16 protein-coding genes are annotated in these 17,973 nt (G+C 45.6%); 6 read left to right on the plus strand and 10 right to left on the minus strand.

The window, feature by feature from the left end; all coding sequences use genetic code 11:
* Positions 1–76: 76 nt before the first annotated feature.
* Together cls and ribD are read right to left on the minus strand one after the other, a co-directional pair.
* Positions 77–1,537, minus strand: coding sequence for a cardiolipin synthase (gene cls, locus M9189_RS01695; RefSeq protein ID WP_250724184.1), 1,461 nt, complete (start codon positions 1,535–1,537; stop codon positions 77–79).
* A 30-nt stretch (positions 1,538–1,567) separates the two neighbouring features.
* Positions 1,568–2,623: a bifunctional diaminohydroxyphosphoribosylaminopyrimidine deaminase/5-amino-6-(5-phosphoribosylamino)uracil reductase RibD gene (ribD, locus tag M9189_RS01700; RefSeq protein WP_250724185.1), complete on the minus strand. Its 1,056-nt coding sequence runs from the start codon at positions 2,621–2,623 to the stop codon at positions 1,568–1,570.
* A gap of 82 nt (positions 2,624–2,705) precedes the next feature.
* Between ribD and prmC the strand changes: the two genes are divergently transcribed.
* Entirely contained in the window at positions 2,706–3,557 is an 852-nt protein-coding gene (prmC, locus tag M9189_RS01705; RefSeq protein ID WP_250724186.1) for a peptide chain release factor N(5)-glutamine methyltransferase, read from the plus strand.
* A 132-nt stretch (positions 3,558–3,689) separates the two neighbouring features.
* Here the strand turns inward: prmC and M9189_RS01710 are convergent, their stop codons facing one another.
* From M9189_RS01710 to M9189_RS01735, 6 genes are all read right to left on the minus strand, one after another.
* Positions 3,690–4,283: an acyl carrier protein phosphodiesterase gene (locus M9189_RS01710; protein WP_250724187.1), complete on the minus strand. Its 594-nt coding sequence runs from the start codon at positions 4,281–4,283 to the stop codon at positions 3,690–3,692.
* A 262-nt stretch (positions 4,284–4,545) separates the two neighbouring features.
* Entirely contained in the window at positions 4,546–5,529 is a 984-nt protein-coding gene (gene pfkA / locus M9189_RS01715) for a 6-phosphofructokinase (protein ID WP_250724188.1), read from the minus strand.
* 18 nt (positions 5,530–5,547) lie between these two features.
* Positions 5,548–6,432: a 4-hydroxy-3-methylbut-2-enyl diphosphate reductase gene (locus M9189_RS01720; RefSeq protein WP_250724189.1), complete on the minus strand. Its 885-nt coding sequence runs from the start codon at positions 6,430–6,432 to the stop codon at positions 5,548–5,550.
* Position 6,433: 1 nt separating this feature from the next.
* Positions 6,434–7,132, minus strand: a complete 699-nt coding sequence (gene cmk, locus M9189_RS01725) for a (d)CMP kinase (protein WP_250724190.1) — start codon at positions 7,130–7,132, stop codon at positions 6,434–6,436.
* Between the two features lie 57 nt (positions 7,133–7,189).
* Positions 7,190–8,215, minus strand: coding sequence for a type IX secretion system protein PorQ (gene porQ / locus M9189_RS01730; RefSeq protein WP_250724191.1), 1,026 nt, complete (start codon positions 8,213–8,215; stop codon positions 7,190–7,192).
* A 69-nt stretch (positions 8,216–8,284) separates the two neighbouring features.
* Complete coding sequence (locus tag M9189_RS01735) at positions 8,285–9,409, minus strand: lactonase family protein (protein ID WP_250724193.1); 1,125 nt, start codon at positions 9,407–9,409, stop codon at positions 8,285–8,287.
* Positions 9,410–9,843: 434 nt separating this feature from the next.
* Between M9189_RS01735 and recQ the strand changes: the two genes are divergently transcribed.
* The gene (gene recQ / locus M9189_RS01740) at positions 9,844–12,024 is read left to right on the plus strand and encodes a DNA helicase RecQ (protein ID WP_250724194.1); all 2,181 of its coding nucleotides are present in this window, start codon (positions 9,844–9,846) and stop codon (positions 12,022–12,024) included.
* A gap of 105 nt (positions 12,025–12,129) precedes the next feature.
* On the opposite strand, the gene M9189_RS01745 is transcribed toward recQ, so the two are convergent.
* Positions 12,130–14,163, minus strand: a complete 2,034-nt coding sequence (locus M9189_RS01745) for a helix-hairpin-helix domain-containing protein (RefSeq protein ID WP_250724195.1) — start codon at positions 14,161–14,163, stop codon at positions 12,130–12,132.
* Positions 14,164–14,167: 4 nt separating this feature from the next.
* Entirely contained in the window at positions 14,168–15,046 is an 879-nt protein-coding gene (locus M9189_RS01750; RefSeq protein ID WP_250724196.1) for a hypothetical protein, read from the minus strand.
* Positions 15,047–15,184: 138 nt separating this feature from the next.
* Between M9189_RS01750 and hpt the strand changes: the two genes are divergently transcribed.
* The 4 genes from hpt to M9189_RS01770 all read left to right on the plus strand — a co-directional run bounded on the left by hpt (position 15,185) and on the right by M9189_RS01770 (position 17,954).
* Positions 15,185–15,721 carry a hypoxanthine phosphoribosyltransferase gene (gene hpt, locus M9189_RS01755; protein ID WP_250724198.1) on the plus strand — a complete coding sequence of 179 codons (537 nt, stop codon included), beginning with the start codon at positions 15,185–15,187 and terminating at the stop codon, positions 15,719–15,721.
* A 140-nt stretch (positions 15,722–15,861) separates the two neighbouring features.
* The gene (locus M9189_RS01760) at positions 15,862–16,437 is read left to right on the plus strand and encodes an adenylate kinase (RefSeq protein WP_250724200.1); all 576 of its coding nucleotides are present in this window, start codon (positions 15,862–15,864) and stop codon (positions 16,435–16,437) included.
* An 86-nt stretch (positions 16,438–16,523) separates the two neighbouring features.
* A complete protein-coding gene (obgE, locus tag M9189_RS01765) occupies positions 16,524–17,549 on the plus strand; it encodes a GTPase ObgE (protein WP_250724201.1) in 1,026 nt (341 codons plus the stop codon).
* Positions 17,550–17,600: 51 nt separating this feature from the next.
* A complete protein-coding gene (locus M9189_RS01770) occupies positions 17,601–17,954 on the plus strand; it encodes a hypothetical protein (protein WP_250724202.1) in 354 nt (117 codons plus the stop codon).
* Positions 17,955–17,973 lie beyond the last annotated feature (19 nt).

Here is a 17,973-nt window from a genome sequence, read left to right on the forward strand (position 1 = left end):
CTGAAAGCAGGAGGGAACTGACCAGTATTTGTAATTGGGCAGGTTGTAGATGCGGGAACCTAGAGGACAGGTTGCCTTACAGCAGGGGACTGATCAGGCGGGCAAAACTCTCTTTGATCTTCTCTATTCTTGGACGCAGTGGCCAGGTCTCAAGTGTTACCTCACGGCTTTCCTTCAGGTCGGACATGTAGTCTTCTTTTAAGTTAAGGGCTGTCTCTTCATCGTAGATAAAGGCCGTAATCTCGTAATTCTGCTCAAAGCTTCTGAAGTCCATATTGGCAGTACCTATACTGCTGACCATATCGTCGATGATAATTACCTTAGAGTGCAGGAAACCCTTCTGATAGAAGAAGAACCTAACCTTTGCGTCAAGCATCTCACGGATGTACGAGTGGGTTGAGAGATGTGTCAGAAAGGCATCACTTTTCTCTGGGATTACCACCCTTACATCAACACCGCCCATGGCTGCAGCCTTAAGAGCCATAAGTACACTCTCATTGGGCATAAAGTAAGGGGTGGCAATATACACGTACTTTCGGGCTGAGGCGATTGCATGGAAGATTCCCATCTTGATGCCAGGCCAGTCGGAATCCGGTCCACTTGCAACAACCTGTATCATCTTGTCTCCTGTAATCTTCTTGCTTGGGAAGTACTTTGGATCATCCAGTTCGGTCTGACTTACAAAGTACCAGTCGATAGAGAATACAGTCTGAAGTGTATTAACAGCATCGCCCTCTATCTTAAGATGGGTATCTCGCCAAAAGCCAAAAACTCCTCCGTCCATGTAGCGGTCGGCAATATTCATTCCACCAAGATATCCAACACGACCGTCAACTATAAGGATCTTGCGGTGATTACGATAGTTGACCTTGCTTGTCAGATTCGGGAAACGTACTTCCAGAAATGAGAATATCTGGATTCCTGCATTGCGCATCTCTTCATAAAAGGGTTTCTTCAACTCCCAGCTACCCACGTCATCAAGAATCATCCTTACCTCGACACCTTCCTTGACCTTTCGCTTGAGTATCTCCTTTACTTTTCCGCCCAACTTGTCATCTGCAAAGATGTAATATTCAAGGTGGATAAAGTGCTCTGCATTTTCTATGGCTTCAATAATCGAAGCGAAGGTGGCAGGTCCGTTTTGCAGTACATCAATTTTGTTTCCTATGGTTACGACAGCATAGCTATTGTGAAGCAGGAGATGAATAAGATTGCGTTTTTCCTCCAGAGCAGGGTTGGTAAACATCTCACCGTCGGCAAGATGGTTGATCTGGGCGTGGGCCATCTTTGACAGTACGTCCACATTCCTAAGACCCTTACGGGCTATTATTTTTTCCTTTCTGAAATTCTGTCCAAAAAAAACGAAGAATATAAAGCCAATGACAGGGAGGAAGATAAGTACCAGGACCCAGGATATGGTCTTAAGCGGATTGCGGTTTTCAAGCACGGTAAAGACAGCAACAAACAGAATGCTGATAATGTAGATTACCACTATAATAGGGTTGATAAACTCTATGATGTCGCGAAAAACCTCCATAATTCAACAATGCGGATGTACTCCAAGATACTATATATTTCTGTACATATATAAAATGCTGTTATCAAAATGTGTAAAGTCAATCAGTTGACCCTTGGTAGCCGGGGCCTTTATTCCATCTCCAAAATCCATCTGCCCAACAAATACGCGTGCTTCATCCCACAGGTTGCGCTCAATAAACCTGCTAAGGAGCTGTGAACCCCCTTCAACTATCAGTGACTGAATATTCCGCTTATATAGTTCGCCTAATACTGCATCGATAGGATCTTCACCATCATTTATCAGTACCTTTTCGACATTCTTGCCGTCATCAACGATCTCAGATGTAAAAAGCAGAGTAGGCTCCTTCCCGCTAAACAATTCCAGCCCACCGGGCAGTTTGTTATTTCGGTCGATAACAACCCTGAGGGGATTCGGTCCTGTCCAGTCTCTCACCTGCAGTCCGGGATTGTCAGCCAGTGCTGTGTTGGAACCTACCATTATAGCCTGTTCCCTGCTTCTCCACTGGTGTACGGCTCTACGTGCATATTCAGAAGTAATCCATGTGGGCCTGCCTCCAACTGTGGCCTGTCGGTTGATGTCCAGAAAGCCATCCCGGGTCTCGGCCCACTTTAGTATTATATATGGCCTGTGCTTCTCATGCCAGGTGAAAAAGCGCCTGTTAAGTTCCCTGCATTCCTCCTCAAGCACACCCACTTTCACATCCACTCCGGCTGCTCTAAGCTGCTCTATACCCCGACCAGATACTTTGGCGTTGCTATCCAGGCAACCTACTACTACATGAGGGATTCCGGCCTGGATAATTCGCTGTGCACATGGTGGGGTCTTCCCAAAATGGGAACAAGGTTCTAGACTTACATAAATAGTGGAGTCCTTAAGCAGTTCAGGATGTTTTACAGATGCAATTGCATGTACCTCAGCATGGGGACCTCCTGCCTTAAGGTGATATCCCTCTCCAATAATCTTTCCATCATGCACGATTACCGAACCCACCATGGGGTTCGGATATGTATTTCCCTCAGCTCGCAGGGCTAAATCAATGCAGCGACACATGTATTTTATGTCTTCCTCGCCGTATTTTCCCATTTTATCCTGTTTGAGTTGCTAATATAATGCTTATTTTTATGGTAAAGCAGCCACTTTTGTGGCAACTCAAAATTGTGCACTCATGAATACCGTAACTGCCCTGTCCCGCTATATCAAAGAACAATTGGCCGATACCCATCAGCAGGGCGAGGTCGATCAGTTTATTCTGCGCATCTTCGACCATCTCCGTTCATTCACGCGTCTGGATCTTATCATGAAGCGAAATGAAAGGCTCAGCGAGGAGGAGGTCAACTACATCAGGGAGGCAGTGCTGAGGCTGAAAAACCATGAGCCTGTGCAGTATGTTCTGGGTCACACCGAGTTTATGGGTATTGAGTTGGTGGTCAACGAAAAGGTGCTGATTCCGAGACCTGAGACTGAGGAGCTGGTTGCCTGGATCCTTGACGATCATCTAAATGATAACTTCTCCCTGCTTGATATAGGTACAGGTAGTGGGTGCATTCCAATAACAATCAAAAAACGTCGTCCCGGTGCCCAGATTGAAGCCTGGGACATTTGCCCCGATGCGCTTGATGTTGCGTGCTGCAATGCTAGACGCAATGAAGCTGATATTCGCTTCGAGGTGCGCGATATATTCAACTTCCGTAAATATAATATAAGCACTAAGGATATTATTGTAAGCAACCCGCCCTACGTAACTGTAAAGGAGATACCTCTTATGCAGCCCAATGTGCTGAAGTATGAACCCGAAGTGGCTCTATTTGTAGAGGATGACAAGCCCCTTAAATACTACGAGGCAATAGGGGAAATGGCTATAGATTTTCTGAAACCCGGAGGCTGCCTGTACTTTGAAATAAATGAGGCATATAGCAGGGAAGTTTGTGCCCTGCTTGAAAACTATGGCTTTGTTCAGGTTGAAAGGCGCAAAGATATCAACGGTCGCTGGCGCATGGTCAGGGCCTACAGGCCCTGACAGAGGGCAATGAGGTTTTTCTCCAAGAGGTAAAGCCCTGGTATGAGGATTCTCGACATCAGATTACGGCATATAGACCGTATTTGCACTATTTCGTGCAATCCTTTTTATTCTCTTTTATTTGAATAGAGTTCAATCCCCTTTGTAGTTTTCAAGAAAGAGCCTGCACATCTCCCTTATATCTTCAAAGAAGCCGGTAAATTGTTCCTGCAGCTGTCTGTCGTTTTTAACTATCTGCTCCACTGCCCAGGCACTGTGGTCGGGAAGTACCGTATGATTGGCCATAATCTTCAGAGTCTTTTCTATCCCGCTTAGATGCTGGTAATTCTCCATTCTGCGACTACGGATAAGGAAGGGGAGAAACTGCCTGACCTGTGGTGGCAGGATGAAGTAGTTGGTGATAAAGAGCTTGTGAACTTCATTGACAAAGTCATGGAGGGACTGATCGCTGTACTTATCCCAATTCTTTGCCAGGTAATGGTCGTAAACCACGTCGATAATTACTCTTGAAAAACGAGTGTAGCGGGCCCTGAATAATTCGGCACTTGCATGGGACAGGGGATGCTCGTCCATAAAGGAGTCAATCTGACGATGCAGCAGTATGCCCTTTCTAATCTCAGGCGGATACAGGGAGAAGCGATTGCCTTTTACGTAATCACCTATAAAATTACCCAGTCTTACCCCGTCAGAGGGTCCTGAAAGATATAAGTGAGCGAGGTAGTTCATGGTCGGGCTTGCTTATTGCAATATACAAATTTCAATCTCTACAACAGGACCCATTACGAAAGCTTTTTAATTGTCCAGGTGAGGACTTTTCGCAAAAATTGTTGAATCATAGATCAATAGTCTATGTATTAACCTATTATCAAGGAGTCTATGGTCTGTTAATTAATAAATCCGCCAGTGGAACTACCCCTACCTGGCGGATTCAATAATCGTCAAAGCCTTAAATAACTAGCCTGGTCTTCTGTATAATAATGGCTCCCTACTAGATAGACAAAATATCAATCAGAGAGAAGAGCTCCTGTTTAATTGGCTTTTTGTTCTTTATTGCATCTTCGAATGGAACATATACGATTTCGTCGTTGACCAGTCCAACCATTACATTCCTCTTGTTTTCAAGCAGACCAGTAATTGCAGCTACTCCAAGCCGTGAGGCGGTAACCCTGTCATAAGCGGTGGGTGAACCACCTCTCTGGATGTGGCCCAGAATGGTTACCCTTACATCATAGTCGGGGTGATCTTCACGTACCTTTTCTGCAGTTCTCAGAGCTCCACCACCTACTTTGTCGCCTTCAGCAACTATAACGATACTTGATGATTTTTGCTTCTTGTAGCTGTTGGAGAGGAACTCGCTCAACTTCTGATAGTTTGTGTTAACCTCAGGTATCAGCACAGCCTCAGCTCCAGAAGCTATTGCACTCCTTAGCGCCAAAAAGCCTGCGTCACGACCCATCACTTCTATAAAAAACAGACGGCTATGTGCACTTGCTGTATCCCTAATCTTATCTACGGCATCAATTACAGTATTCAGGGCTGTGTCATAACCTATTGTATAGTCAGTTCCATATAGGTCATTGTCAATGGTTCCGGGGATCCCTATCACCGGTACATTGTGCTCAGAACTGAAAATAGAAGCTCCCGTAAAGGTTCCGTCCCCACCTATTACCACAAGAGCATCGATACCATGCTTTTTGAGATTCTGATAAGCCAATACACGTCCTTCAGGAGTAAGGAACTCCTTGCTGCGGGCACTTTTCAGGATGGTACCACCTCTCTGAATGATGTTACTCACCGACTTGGAATCCATCGGTTCAATATCATCTTCTATCAAGCCCTGGTAGCCCCTGATGATTCCCATTACTTCCAACTTGTGATACAGGGCACCACGTACTGCAGCCCTGATTGCGGCATTCATGCCGGGCGCATCTCCTCCTGAAGTCAACAGGGCAATTTTCTTAATTGGACTCATAGCTTAATCTATTTTATGTTATTGCTTTCCCAAAATTGTGTCAACGGCCTTTTCTACCTGCTCCATCAACCAGTATGGTGTTGAAGTGGCTCCACAAATGCCAATCGAATTAAGGGGGCTACCAAACCATTGAGGGTCTATATCGCCCGCTCCTGCTACAAAATGAGTGCGACTGTTCTCTGTCTTGCAGGCCTCGAACAAGACCTTTGCATTACTGCTTCTGGTGCCTCCTACAAAAATCACTACATCATGCCTTGTGGCAAACTCCTTGAGCCTGGGTACCCGGTTGGCTACCTGACCACAAATTGTGTTGTGTGCCATCAGATTATCAGGATTGCTCAACCTGCCCCTTATCAACTCCTGTATCTCTGCATAGCCTTTTTGACTCATAGTGGTCTGAGCAAACATGAAGACCTTCTTATCAGGATCCAGCTGTTCCAAATCCTCAGGATGCTGCACCACCAAGGCCTCATTATCAGTATAACCCCATAGTCCGGTCACCTCCGGGTGACCTTTCTTACCATATATCACTACCTGTCCGTCTTCGGCCTTTGCCTGAAGCCAGGCTTTATGCACCCGTTGCTGAAGCTTTAATACAACAGGACAGGTGGCATCTATCAAAGTACGACCTTCTTCCTTAACCTTTTTATAAGATGCCGGGGGCTCCCCATGAGCCCTGAACAGCAGGGGTGCCTCATCTGAGGAATGCACTCTGTCAAGGGCAGAAGTGCTGAGGCCCTTCAACCTGAGCCTTTCAACTTCCTCCTCATTGTGCACTATTTCTCCTATGCTGGTTAGTCCGGTGCCTTTCTCAAGCTGTTCCTCTGCCATCCTAACGGCCCGGGAAACTCCAAAACAAAAGCCAGAACCGGAGTCAATCTCTATATTCGGTTTACCCTTCATTCTATATCAGGTTCCTCTCCCTCAGCCTGTCCATAATCCAATCCATCTGTCCCTGCGGGTCCAGATTGCTGTTGTCAAGTACCACGGCATCATCAGCTTTTACAAGCGGACTCTCCTTACGGGTACTGTCAGCATGATCACGTGCCTTTACATTCTCAAGTATCTCTTCAAGGCTTACCTTATCACCTTTGGCTATCATCTCCTTATAACGTCTTTCAGCCCTTATCTCAGGTGATGCAGTCATAAATATCTTCAGATCGGCATTTGGAAATACCACAGTGCCTATATCTCGACCATCAAGGATTACTCCTCCGCTGCGTCCCATCTCCTGTTGCAGACTTACAAGTCGTTTTCTTACAAAGGCCAGACTGCTTACAGCGCTAACATGGCTGCTTACAACAATCTGACGTATTTCCTTCTCTACATTTTCTCCGTTGAGATAGGTGTCTAGGCCTCCGGCTTCATTCTTGCGAAACTCAACCTTTATGTCGTCCATGCAGGCTGCCAGTCCTTCCTCGTCAACCTTGCCTTCTGTTACAAGACCCTTCCTCAATGCAAATAGGGTCACAGCCCTGTACATTGCTCCTGTGTCTATGTATATCAGGGAAAGCTCCTTCGCGATGGCTTTTGCCACAGTGCTTTTCCCACACGACGAGTGCCCGTCAACTGCAATGGTTATTTTGCTTTTGTCTTTCATCATATCTTCCTTACCTCTTGTTTTACTACCCTATCTCTTACTGTCCAGATCCATCCTCATCTAAAATGACGATAAGTTGGTACTTATCGTAAAATGGTTGGATGTGCCGGCAAGGTGATAACGACCTGAAGCATACGAGAAGTGGAATTTATATACCCTGAATCCAAAGCCCCAGGTATAGCCTACTGTAGATGCTTTACTCTGGGTTTTCATATCTATGCGTCGACGGGGATTGACACCTCCTGCAACATAGAAATTCTGTGAAGGCATAAATTCCAGGCCCAATGTGAAATGCCTCAACACCTTCTCCAAATCACTTGCCTTATCGTAATCACGCCTTATATCGCTTCCTTCATCATCATTTAGTTCGTAATCAAGGCTGCCTGACAACAGGTCCTGTGCTGTAAGCGAGATCCTGAATGGAGCATGAGCCGGTTTAAACGATAACCCTGCCTGCAGATCGGCAGGCAGGCTCTCTACTTCAGCCTGCCCGTATGACGTGATCTGTCTTCCAAAATTCCTTAGTACCAGACCTGCAGTAAAGAGGCCGCTGCTGTCAGTATAAAACACTCCCATATCACCTGCTATACCCCATGAATCATAGCTTTCAATTCTGCTAATCACAGGCTTGACTGAGATGCCTGCTCTTATTCGTCCGTACAGCATCCTGCTATACGAAGCCTGAATCATTGTTTCCCCTGCCGTAAAAGTTCCGGTGATGACCCCGCTCTCATCTGCCGCTGTCATTTCTCCATAACCAATATGGCTGAAGCCAAGGGCAAAGGTGCCTACTTTGCTAAAATGCAAAGCACCTCCACCATAGCCATAGCTAATGTCGGCAAGATAGGGGACATAGCTTAGAGATACCTGTTTTGAAAAAGCAGAGTCAAGCAGGCCCGGATTATGCAACAGCATTGAAAGGTCGGAGGCCGGCAATCCTACCTGATTGCCGCCAAGGGAGGCCACTTTGGAGGACTGGGTCAGATGCAGCAACATATACAACGCATCGCCTCCTCGCTGGGCTTTCATTGTATGGGGTAGTACCACCACCGCCAGCATTATTATATATAGTCTGACCTGCTTCAAGCTTTAAGTGATTACCTGATCACAAAAATAGAATATCCTTTGCTTAAACAACTTAAGTTTTTATTCTATTTAGTGTTTCAATGAGTAAAACTTAATGCAGACCGGCGATGCAATGTCTACTGTGTAGCCTGTTGACTGCAATGTGCCTTCGTGTATATCGCGCTTCAGTACCACTATGTTGTTTCCGTTTCTGTTGGCAACAAGCAGGAAATTGGAAGAAGGAGCAATAGCAAAATTCCTGGGCCATATAATGCCTTCCCTGTACCTTTCCACTATCTCAGCCTTGTCATCTGCGAGTCTGACAACTACCACCTGGTCGTCGCCCCTCACTGAGGCATAAAGGAAGCGTCCGTCGGGTGAATAATGGATGTCAGCTGAGGTATTTGCCTTTGTGGTATCAGGTTCCAGCATCAGGGTTGTAACCGGGATGCTAAAGGTACTGTCCCTGTCTGCCTTAAATATCATTATGCTGTGATCGAGTTCGGTAAGCAGTGCCATTCTGCTTCCGTCGGGAGAAAAGTCAAGGTGACGGGGACCAGCACCAGGCCTGACCTTTATAACACCGGCAGGACGTATTTTGTCGGCTAGCGCTTCGTACACCACCACCTGGTCTGTTCCCAGATCGGCTGCATAGACAAAGCGTCCATCAGGGTCGGGAACTGCACTATGGGCATGAGGAGCCTCCTGTCTAACGGTGTCAGTACCCTTTCCACTGTGTTTGAACAGAGCCATGTCACTGCTGAAGGTTCCTGTTTCATGAGAGTACCTCACAAAGGCCACATCTCCTGACATATAATTGGCTACAGCCAGCAGTCCTTCTTCTGCAACAGACACGTAGCAGGATGCATACCATCCTACACCTGTAGAGTCTGCTATAGTCAGGTCTCCGGTTTTCGGGTCTATTCGGAAACTAAACAATGAATAACCAGTACCGTCATTTTCACTGACAGCAAACAACAGCTTATTGACCTGGTCAATTGCCAGATAGGATGGATTCTGAAGGTGGGCTACTGCCCTCAGACCGCTGATTTCGCCGCTTAGGGTGTCCAATACAGCATGGTAGATGCCTTCCGAACCAGACATAGTATAAGTGCCGATATAGAAGGGAATCTTGTGATTCCCGAAAGGATTTCGATTACAGTTGCAAAAGAGTCCCGCTGCAATTACAGCAGTAAGAACCAGTATTTTCTTCATATCCTTATTTGGATAATTAAGTTCTTGTTAACAGAATTTCTGTTTGGATTTACGTCAAGAAATGACTAACTTAAATAATTATTGCATGTTTGCAGAGGATGGCAATATAATTGTTCCGGAGCAAATTATCTTTATTTCGACCAAAATAAAGTTTTGGATGATGTAGGCAAAAAGTCACTTGGCTGGTTTTTGTGACCGATAGGGACAGGTTACACGTGGATTTGGTGGCAAAGATTTTGTGTAAAGCTTGTTGTATAAGAGACGATTATTATATAACTTCAATCTCTTGCTTTAATGTGCCGCTGGTAGCTTACCGGTCTGTATAACAGAATTATGTTTTTAATGTATATTTGTTTCCCTGACCGACCATAACTGTACTATATACTTTTATAACAGATAACCTCGGTAATAAAGCGGAACAAGGAAGGCTTGTTATGACTAAGCAAATTGATTTGATTCAGCATTTGAAGCGTAATTTCGGGTTTGATTCTTTCAAAGGGAATCAGGAGGAGATCATACGCAATGTCCTGCATGGCAATGATACTTTCGTCCTGATGCCAACCGGAGGAGGAAAGTCCCTATGCTATCAATTGCCTGCGCTAATGATGGAAGGTACAGCAATTGTTATCTCCCCGCTAATTGCTTTGATGAAGAATCAGGTAGATGCTATGCGTAACTTTGGCGAGGATGACGGAGTAGCGCATTTTTTAAATTCTTCACTTACCAAAGCCGCTATTGCACAGGTTAAAGAGGATGTCACCTCTGGTCGTACCAAACTTCTGTATGTTGCACCCGAATCACTGACTAAGGAGGAGAACATACTGTTTCTTCAAAGTGTAAAGATTTCCTTTTATGCAGTGGATGAGGCTCACTGTATTTCTGAATGGGGTCATGATTTTAGACCAGAGTATCGTCGCATACGCCCAATAATCAATGAGATAGGGGAGGCGCCAATAATAGCACTAACTGCAACTGCTACACCCAAGGTACAGCATGATATACAAAAGACATTGGGTATTCAGGAAGCCCATGTTTTCAAGTCGTCCTTCAACAGACCCAACCTATACTATGAGATAAGGCCAAAGGTTGATGCATCTAAAGAGATTATCAAGATGCTGAAGGAGAATCCTGGAAAGTCTTGTATAATCTACTGCCTTAGCCGGAAGAAAGTTGAAGAGCTTGCAGAACTTCTGGTTGTGAATGGTATAAAGGCTTTGGCCTACCATGCCGGAATGGATGCTGCAACAAGGGCAGCCAACCAGGATAAGTTTCTGTATGAAGAGGTTGACGTGATTGTTGCTACCATTGCCTTTGGTATGGGTATTGATAAGCCTGACGTACGTATCGTTATCCACTATGATATGCCCAAGAGTCTTGAGGGTTATTATCAGGAAACAGGTCGTGCCGGTCGGGATGGAGGTGAAGGTCGTTGTATTGCATTCTATAGCTACAAGGATATTCAGAAGCTTGAGAAGTTTATGCAGGGTAAGCCCGTTGCTGAGCAGGAGATAGGTAAACAACTGCTTATTGAGACAGTGGCATATGCAGAGACCTCTCTGTGTCGTCGCAAACTGTTGCTCCATTACTTTGGTGAACAGTATACAGAAGATAGCTGTGACTCATGCGACAACTGTCTCCATCCCAAGGAGCAGTTTGAAGGCATGGAGGCTATCACCACTCTGATTAAGGTGATACTGGAAACCAAAGAGAAGTTCAAAACAGACCATGTAATAGATGTGCTGACAGGTAAGGAGTCCGTATCAGTCAAGGCCTATGGATATCAGGAACTTGAGATTTTTGGTGTCGGAGATGATCAGGATGACAAGTACTGGGATGCTGTAATCCGACATGCCCTTATCGAAGGTCTTATTGTAAAAGAGATCGAAAACTATGGTCTGCTTAAGATAAGTGACAAGGGTAGGGAGTATCTCAAAAAGCCATATAGTATCCTGATTACCAAGAACCACGATTATAGCGATATGGAGGATGAGAGCAGGGCAGGTGGCGGCACTGCAGCTGTTGACTTGGAACTCTTTTCACTGCTTAAGGATCTGAGAAAGGAGATATCCCGTAAGCTCAATCTTCCTCCCTTTGTGATATTCCAGGATCCCTCGCTGGAGGCTATGTCCACCTACTATCCCGTTACTGTCGAAGAACTGCAGAATATGCCGGGAGTAGGTGTGGGTAAGGCCAAACGTTTTGGTGATGAATTTCTGAAACTCATTAAGAGACATGTCGAAGAAAACGACATCGATCGTCCAATCGACATGGTGGTCAAGTCCGTTGCCAACAAATCAAAACTCAAAATATCCATAATTCAGAGTATTGACCGCAAGGTCCCTCTCAATGATCTGGCTGAAGGTAAGGGGATTGAGATGAACGAACTGCTCAAGGAACTGGAATCTATAGTTTACAGCGGGACAAGAGTCAATATAGACTACTACATTGATCAGGTTATGGACGAAGAACATAGGGATGATATCTTCTCTTACTTTAAAGAAGAAGCTGAGTCGGATGATATTACAACAGCCCTGATGGAACTTGGTGAGGATGAATTCACTGAGGAAGAGGTCAGAATGGTCAGGATTAAGTTTATCTCCGAGGTAGGAAACTAGGTTAGCCTGTCTGATCGGGCAAAACTCCCAAGGCTGATTGGGCGGAGTCCTTCCCATGGTAGTGCACGTGTTTCAATGAATGATACGAAGCTAAATATAGGCTGCTTAGAAACGTTTCCTGATCTGGAATTTGAGTTCGCTACTCAGATCTCCGCTGATGCGATTTTGTCCCGTACCAATTTCTTCCCTGTCTGAGTATTTCCAAGCCGCATATCTTACCCATAGATCCAGTCTGGGCAAGGGTGTCCATTTGGCCATAAGGATAAACCTGGAGCCCTTGCCATAGTAGGCTGGTGTGCTGAAACTGTAGAGTACATCTGGCTCATATGCGAAGATCCGTGTGTTGTACTCCTCTGCATCAAACAATGCATAACGGGCGTTGATGGTCAGATTCTTGTTGGGTGCAGCAAATTTCACATCCTGAGCAAAGAAATACCCTTTTGGCAGTTTGCCTTCACCAGCATGGCTGACTGATTGAACATCGGCCCTAAAGCTGAAGGTCCATATTTTGGATGGCATATAGCTGCTCTGAAAACGCAGTTGGGTCTGAGACCTGGTTGCCACCGCAGGAGCCGGTTCCCCGGTGTTAATGTTTACCGGTTTATCCCGGTAACGAAGGCGTATACTATTTTCCCATTCCTTAGATGGCTTGTGACATAGTACGACAAGCCAGTCAAAGCCTTCGTGGGGTGCGTCAATCTGATATTTCGGCCACTTATGCCTGTAATAGTCGATATAGGTATCCAGGGTAAGAGCGGCTGGAAGAGGAATGCTTATTCCTGTGTAAAAGCCGCTCTCACCAGCAGGCTGCGATGCTTCTGTGAGCGGGGCACCCAGAGGTGCCCTGTAGCCCATGTCTATTCTTCTGTATGCCAGCACCACATCAAGAATGCCTTTTGGTGAATGCTGCAAGCCTGCCCAAATTGCCGGGTCTCCTGTTTTGTCAAAGGCCAGTTCGGAAAACAAAAACACCTTTCCTATGCTGCCTTCTGTTGACAGCCAGTAGTTCTGGTTGCTACTGCCCTTGAAATATATGAGTCTATAGGTCTCTTGTTCCGGCTCGATAGGATACTCCAGCATATAATGCATAAAGCCCCCATCAACGATAAAACGACCTGCATACAGACGAGTCCTCAGTCCGGCAGCAGTCTCATCTGCATTACGACGCTGACTGAGCTCAGTCAGCGTACGGTGATAGCCATCTGTCTTAAGGCTCCTGATTACGATATCTCCATTGCTAAGTGTGTCGAGACGGGCATCTCTTTTTCTAAGTGACACAAAGGGTATTACACTCAGTCTTTCAGTTCCCAGATCAAGTATAAGGCCATAGAGCCCTTCAGATTCAGTGGCTGACAGCGAGGGTCCAAAGACCTGCTGTCGGTTGCGTATTGATATAGCATCACTGCTCTTGACCGGAGCCATTCCGGTCTGCAGCGCAAGGCCCTGTCCTGCACTCATGCGGTATTGGCCGGCAATAACCTGTTTAAGTACCTTGTTTCCCTTCCATGAAAGGTATCCTGATACGAAGTCAAAGGTTTTGATTTCATCTGTAAACATTGGTTCACCTGGATCCTTTTCGGCTATCAGACCCATCTGCCATTGTTTACCCACCTGCATCTCGTAGCGGCCGTAATGTCTGAACCTGTCACCCAGATAATAAGTGGTTCCATCCTCCCTTTCTTTGTAGCCCTGGCGTTTCTGAATCTGAAACTGGCTGCGCAGAAAGAGGTCTCCCTTAACTTTGAGTGGGGTTTCAACTGCCTGGGACTCAATACCGAAGCTGATCAGCGGTTCCATATACTCCAGAGTGCGCCTGTCAAGTCCCTCAACTGCCTGAAGTTCGTAGATTGAGTAAAAGGCCTTGTTTTGATAACGCTGAAACAGTAGCGCCTCAATCTGCATATCAGACAGGAAGAAGATACGGTTGAGGTCCTCGCGTGTAGCACTATTGATGTTGATTGGATTCCTGATGAGGTCGGCTATCTGGTCGATAAGGGCAGAGTAGTCACCTTCCTCATCTAGCATCTCTGCTGTATTTTCGAGTATCTCGGCTGCCAGACCGTATATGTCTTGTACGTCCTGAGCCGGCAGGCTCAGCGCAAGACCAAGCATTAGTATTACTGACAAGCTGCGTAGCATTGTACTATCTATTTGGTGATCCGAAATGATAACTAAAGCCTATTGATGATGAGAAGCCGAGCACTTCATGATGATTGATGCCCATGTCGATGTCTAGCGACTGAAGCCTCACTGTAGTTCCAAGTGCCAGACTCAGAGGCCTGGCAGAAACAGCTCCACGAAGGATTAGGTATTCTACTGCGGCATACTGAGTCATCATTGACATGCGAGGTTCGTATTCAGTATCTTTCTCTACTCCTAGTTCCAGTTTTACATCCTTATGGGGCAGATAAGCCAGTGATGCCGCAAAAATTGTCGGCCACATGGTGCGTTCCTGCTGCCTTTGCCAGTTGGATTGAGCCGGATTTACAGTATAGCAGCCAAGTCTCAGGCTAGGATGCGGTGTAAGAAGCAAACCCGCATCCATGGTGAAGCAATAGTTGGTTTCAGCACCTTTCTGTATGGCTGTGGCATAATAAAATCTTGCACCAAGGTTGAGCCATGGAGCCATACTTCGTGAAAGGGTTGCGCTAATCTTCTGAATATTATAGCTTTGATAACCAGAGTAAGTGTAGGCTGCCGAAAACACAGCAAGGGAGGTAGGGAGGCATCCGAAAACCATAGCCGAGCTCAGTTCCCTGATACCGAAATCATTGTGGCAGCCAGTGCCTGCCACAGGCTGCTCAAGGTGTGCCGTTCCTGCAGGGTTGGCAAATAATGCCCATTCACTGCTTTCAGTTGCTGCAGGTATTCCCAGAATTCCGGAGCGTGGGCTGTTATAGCTCAGATTCTGTGCAGCAAGATCACAGCATAACATTATGCTGATAAGCAGATAAGTAATAAGCAAAGGCCAATAATCTGCTTGAAGTAATTTGGGGATAGAGTACCGGTCTGCTAGCATCATCCACTTAGTTAACAGGCTGAAACTATGTTGTTAATTTAGCTAGTTTTGTGTAATAATTCCAATTTTTAGCTATCACGTTCGGCTATCTTCAAGGTTTTTTTTTATACTTTTGACCTTTCTTTAATCGGTAAGAGGCATATGAAGCGCATTAAATTATTAGACAAAGAGTTTGCTTTGACAATTCCTGGCAGTGATATTAAGAAAGCAACCTGGCAGATGGCAGAGAAGATGAACCAGGATCTTAAGGATAAAAACCCTCTTATGGTTTGTATTCTGAACGGTTCCTTTATGTTTTCGGCTGATTTGCTTAAGCTGGTCGAGTTTCCTTGTCAGATAAGCTTTGTCAAGCTGGCCTCTTATGAAGATATGGGAAGCACTGGAACTGTAAAGGAACTGATTGGCTTCAACGAAGAGCTGAAAGGTCGTACAGTGGTCCTTCTTGAAGACATCGTAGATACAGGAATTACTGTTGAAAGCTGTGTCAATCAGATTAAGAAGACAGGAGCAAAAGAGGTTCTTGTAGCAACCATGCTCTTTAAGCCTGCTGCTTGTCAGCGTAGAATTAACCTGGACTATGTAGGTCTTGAGATTCCTAACGACTTTATTGTCGGTTACGGTCTGGATTACAACGGTTATGGACGTAATCTGCCGGACATTTACAGTCTGGTAAAGTAACGGATATTCCGTAGCAGCTTCAGAACGATTTGGTTTCCGGCACTCGTATCGATGTGCCCGGATCTTTCATGACGCCATTTCTGTCAATTTTTATAGAAAAACCATCAACTTAAGATAAAAGGTAATTCAAAATAGGAAGGATGTTGAACGTTGTGTTATTTGGTCCTCCGGGATCAGGGAAGGGTACTCAGAGCGAAGGAATTATCAAAAAGTACGGATTGGCTCACATATCAACCGGAGATATTCTGCGCCATGAGATTAAGGAAGGAACAGAGCTGGGAAAGACTGCAGCAGAATATATCAATCGAGGTGAACTGGTTCCCGATGCATTGATAATTGAGATGCTTGAGAATAAGATTGACAGTCTAGCCAACCCCAACGGGGTCATCTTTGACGGGTTTCCTCGTACGGTTGAACAGGCTAAAGCCTTGAAGGTGATGCTGTCAGGACGCGGTCAGGTTGTTGATGTTATGATCAACCTCGAAGTTGATCAGGAAGAATTGATTGCTCGTCTGCTCAAGAGAGGTGAGACCTCAGGCCGTAGTGACGACAACCTTGAGACTATCCAAAAGAGGATTAATGTTTATGAGTGCCAGACAGCTCCTGTAATCGGCTTTTACAAAGCTGAAGGCTCTTACCGTGGTATTTGCGGAACTGGTACTATTGAAGAGATTTTTGAAAGAATAAGTGAAGCTCTTGACCCCTGCCTGGCTTAATGTCGGGTGGGTCACATATGTGTTTCCGATCAGGCTTGTCAGGAGTTTTTGCCCGGAGGACAAAGTAGAAGAGAAAGGGATTGACAATGAGTAATTTCGTAGATTACGTCAAGATATTTTGCCGTTCCGGAAAAGGAGGGGCAGGGTCAGCCCATTTCAGGAGAGAGAAGTTTGTACCCAAGGGTGGTCCTGATGGTGGTGATGGTGGACGTGGGGGGCACGTAATTCTGCGTGGAAGCAGGCATTACTGGACTCTAATTCACCTTAAATATGAAAGGCACGTATTTGCCGGTAACGGTGAATCAGGTAGCAGACAAAGGTCATCCGGAGCTTCCGGAGAGGACAAGATTATAGAAGTCCCTCTGGGTACTGTGGCCAGAGATGCCGACACTGGAGAATTCCTCTTTGAGATCACCAGACATGGAGAGGAAAAGATCCTTGCAAAGGGAGGCCGGGGAGGTCTTGGCAATTTCCACTTTAAAACTGCTACCAACCAGGCACCACGCTATGCTCAACCAGGTGAGCCCGGCATTGAGATGGCCGTAATACTTGAGCTGAAGCTGCTTGGTGATGTTGGCCTTGTGGGCTTTCCAAATGCAGGTAAGTCAACGCTGCTGGCATCAGTCTCTGCTGCCAGACCTGAAATAGCCGACTATCCGTTTACTACTCTGGTACCCAACCTTGGAATCGTTGAGGTGAGGGATCGTAAGTCATTTGTGATGGCCGATATCCCCGGTATTATTGAGGGAGCCCATGAGGGCAAGGGTCTGGGACTTCGTTTTTTACGCCACATAGAGCGTAACTCAATTCTGCTTTTTTTGGTACCTTGCGATAGTAAGAATATAAAAGAGGAGTACGAAATCTTGCTGAACGAGCTGAAATTGTACAATCCGGAACTTCTGGACAAGAGTCGCTTTCTGGCTATCTCTAAAACTGATTTCATAGACCCTCAGATTGAAAAGGAACTTGAAGCTGAGCTTCCTGACGTTCCCCATGTGTTTATTTCTTCCGTGAGTGGTAAGGGTATTACCCAACTCAAGGATATGTTATGGCAAGAACTTGAGAGGATTAACCCTGCCGAACCTGAAGAAGAAGAGGACATTTATTCCTGATGGACAAACCTTAAGGGGTTTCTGTTGTTCTTCACTAGTTAATGAAGAACTATGAGTATGGAATATAGCGAGGATAAATGGAATGAGACTGTGCTTCGGGTAAGCAAGCATTTCAAAGTCACTGCAGAGTTTGACTTTATGTTGTTTGTAATCGGAATACAGGATCTGGGTAAGGGATTTACACAATATAGCAGGGACGAGAAATGGGACCTTATCAATCTTGGTAAGTGTCGGCTTCTTACCCGGCTTGGTTACCTTAAGGAGGTTGGCCGTGACAATGAAGACTGGCCTGAGTTTGAAGAGGTAAAAAAAGTAAAGAGTCTGAGCCCTACCTTTCAAAAAAGGCTTTTGAAACAAGCAATGATAGAGTACTTTGATGAGGTGCTGGAACCTCTGAAGGAATAATCGTTATATTTTGCCGAAT

Source organism: Xiashengella succiniciproducens, from assembly GCF_023674465.1.
In the GTDB taxonomy this organism is placed as follows: Bacteria; Bacteroidota; Bacteroidia; order Bacteroidales; family Marinilabiliaceae; genus Geofilum; species Geofilum succiniciproducens.